10 protein-coding genes and 1 pseudogene are annotated in these 9,026 nt (G+C 44.3%); 4 read left to right on the top strand and 7 right to left on the bottom strand.

Going from position 1 to position 9,026, the window contains the following annotated elements; translation table 11 throughout:
* Nucleotides 1–459: 459 nt before the first annotated feature.
* Nucleotides 460–1,347 carry a LysR family transcriptional regulator gene (locus B9J84_RS07725; RefSeq protein ID WP_094123879.1) on the bottom strand — a complete coding sequence of 296 codons (888 nt, stop codon included), beginning with the start codon at nucleotides 1,345–1,347 and terminating at the stop codon, nucleotides 460–462.
* A gap of 125 nt (nucleotides 1,348–1,472) precedes the next feature.
* On the opposite strand from B9J84_RS07725, the gene B9J84_RS07720 reads away from it, so the two are divergent.
* From B9J84_RS07720 to B9J84_RS07710, 3 genes and pseudogenes are all read left to right on the top strand, one after another.
* Nucleotides 1,473–2,111, top strand: a complete 639-nt coding sequence (locus B9J84_RS07720; RefSeq protein WP_017043238.1) for an NAD(P)-dependent oxidoreductase — start codon at nucleotides 1,473–1,475, stop codon at nucleotides 2,109–2,111.
* A gap of 115 nt (nucleotides 2,112–2,226) precedes the next feature.
* Nucleotides 2,227–2,949, top strand: coding sequence for a sulfite exporter TauE/SafE family protein (locus B9J84_RS07715; protein WP_094123878.1), 723 nt, complete (start codon nucleotides 2,227–2,229; stop codon nucleotides 2,947–2,949).
* A 73-nt stretch (nucleotides 2,950–3,022) separates the two neighbouring features.
* A pseudogene (locus B9J84_RS07710) lies at nucleotides 3,023–3,458 on the top strand (YccF domain-containing protein).
* 79 nt (nucleotides 3,459–3,537) lie between these two features.
* Here B9J84_RS07710 and B9J84_RS07705 read toward each other — a convergent pair.
* From B9J84_RS07705 to B9J84_RS07685, 5 genes are all read right to left on the bottom strand, one after another.
* Nucleotides 3,538–4,404, bottom strand: coding sequence for a glycerol kinase (locus tag B9J84_RS07705; RefSeq protein WP_179217538.1), 867 nt, complete (start codon nucleotides 4,402–4,404; stop codon nucleotides 3,538–3,540).
* A gap of 184 nt (nucleotides 4,405–4,588) precedes the next feature.
* Nucleotides 4,589–4,996 carry a hypothetical protein gene (locus tag B9J84_RS07700; protein ID WP_013868244.1) on the bottom strand — a complete coding sequence of 136 codons (408 nt, stop codon included), beginning with the start codon at nucleotides 4,994–4,996 and terminating at the stop codon, nucleotides 4,589–4,591.
* Nucleotides 4,993–5,484, bottom strand: coding sequence for a methylated-DNA--[protein]-cysteine S-methyltransferase (locus B9J84_RS07695; protein WP_019283044.1), 492 nt, complete (start codon nucleotides 5,482–5,484; stop codon nucleotides 4,993–4,995). Before B9J84_RS07695 ends, B9J84_RS07700 begins: the two co-directional genes overlap by 4 nt.
* Before the next feature lies 1 nt (nucleotide 5,485).
* Nucleotides 5,486–6,838, bottom strand: coding sequence for a DNA-3-methyladenine glycosylase 2 family protein (locus tag B9J84_RS07690; RefSeq protein ID WP_094123876.1), 1,353 nt, complete (start codon nucleotides 6,836–6,838; stop codon nucleotides 5,486–5,488).
* 177 nt (nucleotides 6,839–7,015) lie between these two features.
* Entirely contained in the window at nucleotides 7,016–7,906 is an 891-nt protein-coding gene (locus tag B9J84_RS07685) for a LysR family transcriptional regulator (RefSeq protein WP_013868248.1), read from the bottom strand.
* Between the two features lie 148 nt (nucleotides 7,907–8,054).
* Here B9J84_RS07685 and B9J84_RS07680 point away from each other — a divergent pair, with 148 nt between their 5' ends.
* The gene (locus B9J84_RS07680; protein WP_017049330.1) at nucleotides 8,055–8,414 is read left to right on the top strand and encodes a DUF413 domain-containing protein; all 360 of its coding nucleotides are present in this window, start codon (nucleotides 8,055–8,057) and stop codon (nucleotides 8,412–8,414) included.
* A 266-nt stretch (nucleotides 8,415–8,680) separates the two neighbouring features.
* Here B9J84_RS07680 and B9J84_RS07675 read toward each other — a convergent pair whose 3' ends face one another.
* The gene (locus B9J84_RS07675) at nucleotides 8,681–8,932 is read right to left on the bottom strand and encodes a DUF3081 domain-containing protein (RefSeq protein ID WP_017044957.1); all 252 of its coding nucleotides are present in this window, start codon (nucleotides 8,930–8,932) and stop codon (nucleotides 8,681–8,683) included.
* Nucleotides 8,933–9,026 lie beyond the last annotated feature (94 nt).

Genomic DNA, 9,026 nt, shown 5'->3' with positions numbered 1-9,026 from the left:
AATCAAGGTTGCATAACTAATATGTACATATCAGTATGTACATAAAATAATTTTATAATGGTATTCATGGATAGATCTTAAGTTTAATTTCATTTTTGTTATTTATTAAGCGCTTAATTTGCTAGCTTAATCATGTTTTTTCGTGAGATATTGAAAGGGATAATAAATGCTCATTTATTTGATGAAATTTTTATTTCAGGGTTAAATGATGATTTCAACAATGCTGGTTATTTTTACTAATAGTATTAAGTAACTTATCAACATTTATTGTTGATTGTTTTAGTATAAGTAAAAATATATTTTTATTTTTACTTAACTTTTTAATAGGTAGGTAGTATGTCTGTGAGATAAATCAGGTCATCTACAATATTAATTATAGAAAATTTCATTTTTGGCATTAACACTATGTTTAATCTAGCTAATAATATTGATTAGATTATTAGCTAGAATGACTTAACGCTAAGCGATGAGATCGTTTTTCCAGCTTTGAGCGATGAAATCAATGAATTGGCGAACCAATGGGGTTTGATAGCTACGAGAAAGATACACAGCCCATAGTCCGCTGCTTGGGCTGTGAAACTCTGGCAAAACGCGTACTAGTGTTCCTGAGGCGATAAAGACATTTGCAAGATCGCATGGTAGCCGTACGATGCCTTTGTGATGTAGGGCAGCACGGCATAAAATTTCCATATCATTAGCGCGGATGTTGCCATTCACGGTGACAGAGAGCTGTTCATTGTCTTTAACCACATCCCACTTGTTATTACTCATGTGCACAAAGCAGTTGTGCTGGGTTAAGTCATTGGGTGTATTGATAGGAGGGTGTTGGTTGAGATAGCTAGGGGAAGCGCATATGACGGTGCCGACGCTCATTAAACGGCGAGCGATGAGCGTATCATCCGGCTGTTGGGTAAAACGCAGGGCAATATCCACGCGTTCATCGACCAGTTGTGAAAGGCGATCTGAAGCGACAATGTCAATTAACACATTGGGGTGTCGTTGCGTGAAGTCTTCAACAACGGCCAATAGCATGTTTTGAGCAAGGCCTATCGGCGCGGCAATGCGAATGGTACCGTTTAAGAGTTGTGACTGTTCCAACGCCCGTGTTTCAAGTTCGGCAGTTTGGTGCAAAATTTGTTCGCAACGGATTAAAGCCTCTTCACCGGCGGTGGTTAGGCTGACTTTGCGTGTCGTGCGGTGCAGTAACCTCTGCTTTAACCAATCCTCAACTTCTTGGACATGACGTGACACTTGTAATCGACTTAAGCTCAAGTTGTCTGCGGCTTTGGTAAAACTGGCAGTATTTGCCACTTCGATAAAACTGCGCATGGCGGTTAGTCTGTCCATGGTAGGCCTTTATTAGATACGAATATTGATACAATCTACATCATTTTTGAGTGTTTTTCCTCCTTCGTTTAACTACTAGACTACAATTGTTGTCGAGAAACAGAAACCGAATGAGGAAATAAATTATGAAAATTGCAGTATTAGGCGCATCAGGTTGGATTGGTAGTCACATTGTCAATGAAGCAAAAGCACGGGGCCACGAGGTGATCGCGTTAGTGCGTGATTCAAGTAAAGTCGATGCTGAAGGTGTTAGCGTTCAACTATTTGACTTACAACAGCCTTTATCAAAAATTAGCGCTGCGTTAGCTGGTGTTGATGTCGTGATCGCTTCTATCGGCGGACGTGCAGCTGGCAACCACGATATTGTTGCGGCTACAGCGCAAAAACTGCTGTCAGATCTACCGCAAGTGGGTGTGGATCGCCTACTGTGGGTTGGTGGTGCGGGTTCATTGGAAGTCGCTCCCGGTATCAAATTGGTGACCGTAGAAGGTTTCCCTGAAGAGTACAAAGGGGAAGCATTAGCGCAAGGCGAAGCGTTGGATCTCTTCCGTGCGAGCACAAGCAAGGTTAATTGGACATTTGTTAGCCCGGCGGCTGAAATTTTTCCGGGTGAGAAACAAGGTGCTTACCGTGTGGGCGGTGACGCTCTATTGTCTGATGCTGAAGGTAACAGCAAAATCTCAGTCAGTGACTATGCCCTCGCGATGATCGATGAGTTAGAAAGTGCCGCTCACCCTCGTCAACGTATTGGTGTTGCTTACTGATACCAGACCGATAGATCAATTTGGCTATTCTCATGATCGAAAATTGCTGATAACGTGAACGAAGTAATGCTCTCTATGGGCATTACTTTTCTTTGTTTCGCTTATAGGCATTTTAATGGAAATGTTCAGTAGTACGGCGCTTATCGCCATGTTTCTTATTTTCTTGGGTTCATTTGTGCAAACGGCGATTGGTTTTGGTTTAGCGATCGTCGCAGCGCCCTTGCTGTTCTTGATCTCCGCCGACTACGTTCCTGCCCCCATTTGTATCGTGGCGCTGTTTATTTCTATCTTGAACGCCTTAAAGCATCGCTCGAACATTGAGCTTGGCGGTTTAAAAATGGCGCTGATTGGTCGCGTTCCCGGTTCAATTGCGGGCGGTATCCTTCTGGTTTTAGTCTCGACGGATGTACTGGCGTTATGGCTTGGTTTATTGGTGTTATTTGCCGTGGCTGTTAGTTTATTGCCGTATCGCATCGAACCTACCCCGATAAAAATGGGTATTGCGGGTTTTTTCTCCGGCTTCTTTGGCACCAGTTCCGCGATTGGTGGGCCGCCGATCGCGTTGATCCTACAGCATCAAGAAGCGAATCAGTTGCGTGGCAATCTTTCGGCATTTTTTGTGTTTAGCTCGATCATCTCTTTGATTATTCAAATACCGGCAGGTTTTCTGACGTTACATCATTTATGGATAACGATTCCGCTTATCCCCTCAGCTTGGTTGGGTTATAAGTTGGCGATGATGACCACGCAATCACTACCCCAAGATAACATCCGTTTCGCTGCGTTGCTGCTTTGTACGATAAGCGGCGTTACGGCGGTATGGCATGGTTTAGCCTAGCGTTAATCTTCCGTTCAGGTCATGCAATGATACTGAAAGGGTTTATGGGTCTATTTTATACGGAGTAGCAGTGATGAGAACAATCGGCAATATTATTTGGTTTTTACTGGGCGGAGTGTTTATGGGGCTCGCTTGGTGGTTTTTTTGGTCTCCTTGCCTTTATCAGCATTATTGGCATTCCATGGGGGCGTGCTTGCTTTGTTATCGGTAACTTTTCGTTTTTTCCTTTTGGGCAAGAGGCGATTTCCCGTGATGAATTGACCAATCAGCAAGATATTGGTACCAGCCCATTTGGCTTAATCGGCAATGTGATTTGGTTTGTTTTCGCTGGTTTTTGGTTAGCCGTTGGTCATATTTTATCGGCGGTGGGGTTTTTTTTTTTATTAATTTGGATCCCTTTTTTCGCACTACAGCATTTGAAACTCGCGGTTATTTCTTTGGCTCCGATTGGTAAAACCATCGTCCCGAAAGAAGAGGCGGCGAGAGCTCGCTATTCTTCTTATCGTTAATATAGGTTTTGTTTTTTGCTCCTTTTCTCTCGTGTTGCTCTCTCAGTGACGAGAGGAAGGGGGCATCTTGCCAACGCGATTAATACGCTTTAATCCCAAACTCTCGCAGTTTTCTGGGCAGAATGTCATCTAACTGCGCAATGTCTTGCGGGTGAATATTAATCAGAGCAAAGCCGTGATCGTGGTAAATGGCTTGAGTTTGTAAGCGCGTTTTTTCGTCGGTTGCGCCACTATCTGAACCCCAATATTGTAAATATACTTTCCCGGTCGGAAGATAAAAATCGCACATTACGTCAGCTTCTATTGGCAACTGACGCTCATAAGCGTGGACGACGCCTGCCAAATAGAGCCAATTATCGATCAATAATTCGCCGGTTGAGCGAACATAGTGGCCGTCTAAGGTGCGATGTTTTGCCTCAAATTTTTGGCGAAAGTGAGACAATGATTTATCGGTCGATTGGCTATGAGCATCTTGCCCTAAAAATTCGACGATGGATTGTTTCAAACGTTTATTGCGCGTCACCGTATCATGCCAAACAACAAATAATTGCTCAGAAGCTTTGTCTTCACGTTGCTGGGCGCCTGCTCTGAGCCCAGCCTCCGTTACTTGCCAGCCTTTTTCTGTTTTAGATATCCAGCCTAACTCACTCAATAGTTGATTTATTTTTTTGGGGTTGAGCCTGAAATGATCGCCAAGCTGAGTGGCACTTAACGTCTTTCCGCTGGTGGCTTGTGTGTCGACGAGCAAGTTTTCCGGCCAGACAATAAATTGGCCATATTGCGTGTGCTGGGCGTATTCGCCGCCAAATTTTGCTCCCAGTTCTGTTAATACCCACTTGTTGTCGAAGCGGTTAATGTACCCTGCTTTTTGGAGGTTACTGAATAGTTGTTTAGCGTCGGTATTGCGCAATTTAGCCAGTGCCGAGGTTGACAGTTTTTCTGCCATCATTATCTCCTTACTTCACGAGATCCATTCAATTCAACAGTCTGATATCTCTACCTTACTTGAATTTTGGGTAAATGACAGAGCGAGTGTGTGCGATGGTTTTTAAAATAGATAAAAGCTTAGTTTTTGAGCTTAGGCGCGGGTAAACATGAGTGAGTAGAACTGGTCATTGCGTTAACGCGAGTTATTGGCTCGCGTTTTCTACTCCAGACGGTTTGGCTTCAACATTGCCTGTTTTTACCCATACGTTACTCAATTTATACATGGCGCAGACACTGCATGTGAGCACTTCTCCTTTGCCATGGATCACAAGCACGATATCTTCTCGTTTTTCTTTCGAGTTATTGCGTAGCTGGATCGTCAGTTGATTACCATCCACGCTGTAAGCGCGAGACCAGTGCTGAGTTTCAGATTCAGCACGTACAACACCCTCTTCGAAAATCAATAAGTCATCATTGAACTGGTTGTCATAAGTCCCTTTGAACTCATAAGTTTCACGGTTTAACCAACGTTCAAGGTCATCTTGAAAACAGCCTTGCAAAGTGGCTGTAAGGACGAGAATACTGATTGATTTTGCCGTAGATCTTATCATGTTGCTGCAACCTCTGTTGTTGTTCGCTCAAGTTCTAATAAGCTCGCTTTACGGTTTAAGCCCCCCGCATAGCCAGTAAGTTTACCACTTTTTCCGATCACTCTATGGCAAGGAACGATGATCGAAATTGGATTTCTACCATTGGCCAAGCCGACAGCCCTTACGGCTTTGGGGTTACCGATCGCCTCTGCAATCTGTTGGTAGTTCCAAGTTTCGCCATAAGGTATCTTGCATAATGCTTGCCACACAGATTGTTGGAACTCGGTGCCTTTTGCCGCTAAAGGTAAAGTAAATATAGTCCGTTTCCCGGAAAAGTACTCATCTAACTGTTTGATAGTATTGATGAGTATAGTGCAGTGTTCGGATTTTACCCCTAACTCTGTTGGCATGGTGGTTTCGGTTTCAAACCAAGCCCCCAATAAACCTTGCTCGCAGGCTTGCAATGTCATGATTCCTAAGGGGCTGTGATAGTGGGTGAAGCTATTCATATTAGTAATTCCAACAGTGAAAGGTGGCGTAACTTCCCCAAGGTGAAACCTTGTCTGCGTTCAGCTCAGGAAAATGGCTTAAGGCCTTCTTAACCACCAAATCAGTGTCTAGAAAGCAATCTGAATCGGACTGACCTCTTAACCTAGCGTAGTTTACGGTCCACGGCCCAATACCTTTTAGTGAAAGCCAAGCATCCACATCGGCTTCAGGGTGTTGGCACATGAATTGAGCAAAGCGTGTTAGGGTCTCTTTTCGGCTGTGTGGCATCTTTAAAAAGTGCAAATCAAGCTGTGCGATTTGTTCCGGGCTTGGAAAGTAACTGCTCGTATTTTGAGCTGGGTTTACCGCATCGACTAACAGGTTGAGCTGGCCAATGGCTGCTTTTATCGAAACTTGTTGACCTAAAATAGCTCTGACTCCCGCCTCCCAACAATTCCAAACGCCGGGAATGCGGATTCCTGAACGAGTGACTAAACCCGGAGCGCAGTCTTCCAAATAGGCCTCGATGTGGCTGATGTCGGCTTCTAGGTCAAATAGGCGGCGTAGTTTTGCCACCAAGTAACGCAGTTTGGTGATGTCTTGCAACTCGAATTCAACCTCTAAATGGGTCTCAGAGGTTAAGCTGGCACGAAACCAGCCAGTCGTATTGTGTATGTTGAAGGTGCGTTGATAATGATTGTTACTGACCTGTTCAATGGCGTTTACTGCACGTAATCGATAGAAATCTAGCATATGTTGCCAATCGAAAGGGCCGCGAAAAGAGAGTGTTAATAGGTTTTTTGTCATCAATGCAGTTTTAGATTGCCGCACTTGGCTGGGGGTCAGTTGCAACGTTTTGATAAACGCATCGTTAAAGCGGCGGGTACTGTTGAACCCACAAGCGAATCCTATATCGGTAATGGACAGAGCACTGGAATGCAACAACTGCTTAGCAAACATCAACTGATGGTACTGAGCATATTGTTTCGGTGACACTCCTAAATGAGTTTGAAACAGTTGTCGTAGGTAGCGGTCACTGATCCCCAAACGTTCGGCAAATTGAGCCAGATTGCTCGATTGTAATTCACCTTGCTCAATAAGCTTGATTGCACGCAAGAAGGTGGTTTCAACTCCTTTCCATGCCCAAGAATGAGGTGCACTGTCTGGGCGGCAACGCAGGCATGGCCGATAACCCGCTTGTAGAGCTAGTGCGGAGTTGGCGAAGTATTCAACATTCTTTTCTTTTGGCAGGGTTGCCGGACATATTGGGCGACAAAAGATGTTGGTTGTTTTGACGGCAACGAAAAATCGTCCATCAAATCGCGGATCACGGCTAGTGCGAGCTTGTTGGCATTGTTCTTTATCGAGTTCCATCCATGGTGCCATTTGGTATAACGAGCCTTATGCAGTTTTTATAAGCTAAGTGTATGCATGAATTCTGTCGATACTAGCCATTTTCGGAACTGGATGGCTTTTTCTGCGGTTTCTCTTGAAAAAGGATATTCATAACGCTGTATTCAATACCCGCTACAGCGTTATGAATTTGTTGGGTCAGTCGAGAATGACCTCGCCCGCTTGTTGTAATGAGTAAGCACTACTAGGGTTGATGTTTTTGACTAACTTTTCCACTTGCATAATGGCTTCTATCGATGAGCTGTTTTTTCGGTAGCTGAGGAAGATGGGACGCTGCCAATCTTCCACATTGTCAATTCGATACAATTGGCCAGAGTGGATAAAAGGTTCAACAAGTGAGGTAGGAAGGTAAGCGCTTCCCCCTTTTTCTAAAATGAAATCAAGTGCGATACGAGCGGTCGAGGTGCGCAAATAGGGGGTCGGCGTCTTCGGATGTCGCTCAGCATGCTCGGAGGCGAAACGGCTTCCCCAATCGACGTACACGTATTTATTATCAAAGGCGGTTTCCAGTGTGTCAGGACGCGTCGAAACCAACACCAGTACTAAATCTGCGACTTTTTTGCAGTTTAGCTCTTCGGCTTTAATTGGGTCAAAGGCAAACGCCATATCTAAGGTACGCTCCAGTAGGCTGCGGTTGAGCTGCTCGCGCCCCATAACTTCCGCCATAAAGCCATAACCGCTAAAAGCATCAGTCACAACGCTTAAACAGTTTTGTAGATGAGCATCCCAAACGTTGGGCGTTCCCCCTAATGTCAGCTGTAAAGCTCGGCCATTTTCCAAAGAGAGCTCAAACTTGGCTTGTTGCAAGGTTGCCACCATCACTTCGGCATAGCCAACGAGTCGTTCTCCTGCCGATGTGAGCTTTATGTTGTTGCGATCACGCGTAAACAGCTGAGCATCAAAATAATTTTCTAATTGCTTGATGCGTGCGCTGACGGCGGCTTGGGTCAAATAAAGGTTTTCAGCTGCTCGCCCAAAATGACGTACTTTGGCGAGTTCGAGAAAAGTGCGAAAAACTTTTACATCCATATTAAATCCTCTGAAATTACCCCGTCAGATTAACAAGGAAGTGCAATTATGACGATAAAAAATTTTTGTTTTTCTTTTCGGAGATTTACGCCTAATTTTCGCGTGATCTATCGCTACATGGTAGTAGCGCCATTCACATGAGGTTGATATGTCTGAGACTGAATTCCGTCACGGAAAAAAACGTTTTTACGACAATACAAAGTTTCCACGAGGCTTTGCTAAGTCTGGTGATTTTACTCTTGCAGAAGAAGAACTTCTCACCATTTATGGTGGTACCATGCTTGGTCTTGAATCTGGTGAACTCACGCCAGAGAATGCCGAAGAAGCTCATTTTGTTAAGGCGATTGAAAACCCAGGTAAAGCGAAATCTAAGTTAGAGCGTGTCTGGTTAAAATACACTCAACTTGCTCGCGGTCGTAAGCGTTTCCATACGTTGAACGGTCGCAATAAACCGGAAAGTGGTGACGACTATAATGATGAAGAAGTCAGCTTAACGGAAGAAGATTAATCTGTATCTCTAATGCAGGATCTTAAGCCGTAATTTGGTCAGCTTTCTCATTTATCTCTTCAGCCTTATTGTCTCAATAAGGCTGACAAACTCACTTGCATCGCCTTTCATATAAGAGATCTCTGTGCAAAAGAGTGTGACTCAATCAAGATGAGAAAAGTGCTTTCGCTCAAAGCCCTAGTATTGATGACTCACTCGGGCTTTGCATTATCGCCACTCTGCTCATTTGGTCGCGCTTAGCCAATCCATGAGCTGGGCCAACACCGCTACTTAGCCAAAATGGCTACTTTTTTCAAAAAGCTGTCGCGTAGATGCTCTTGGTCATAATCGAGATGGTAGGTATTGTGGAAGCCAACTTTTAGCTCCACACCATTTCCTCGCATGTAAATGTTATAGCCGTCATAGTCTGAAAAAGCTTCGATACCTTCATAGATTTTCCCGAACTCAGTCGGTGTACCATGCGCCATTACTGTTTCATAAGCATGGAGAATTTTCGCGGGTTCAAGTTCGTTTTTCATGGCATTTGCTCCTTTCTTGCTTGTTACTCCAAGTATGGGTAATGAATGCACGCTTCGCCAGATAGTGGAGTGATAGCGACTCAAACTTCACTTA

It is taken from the genome of Vibrio sp. V03_P4A6T147, assembly GCF_002241085.1.
Classification (GTDB): domain Bacteria; phylum Pseudomonadota; class Gammaproteobacteria; order Enterobacterales; family Vibrionaceae; genus Vibrio; species Vibrio anguillarum.
This window is presented reverse-complemented; position numbering and strand designations above follow the sequence as displayed.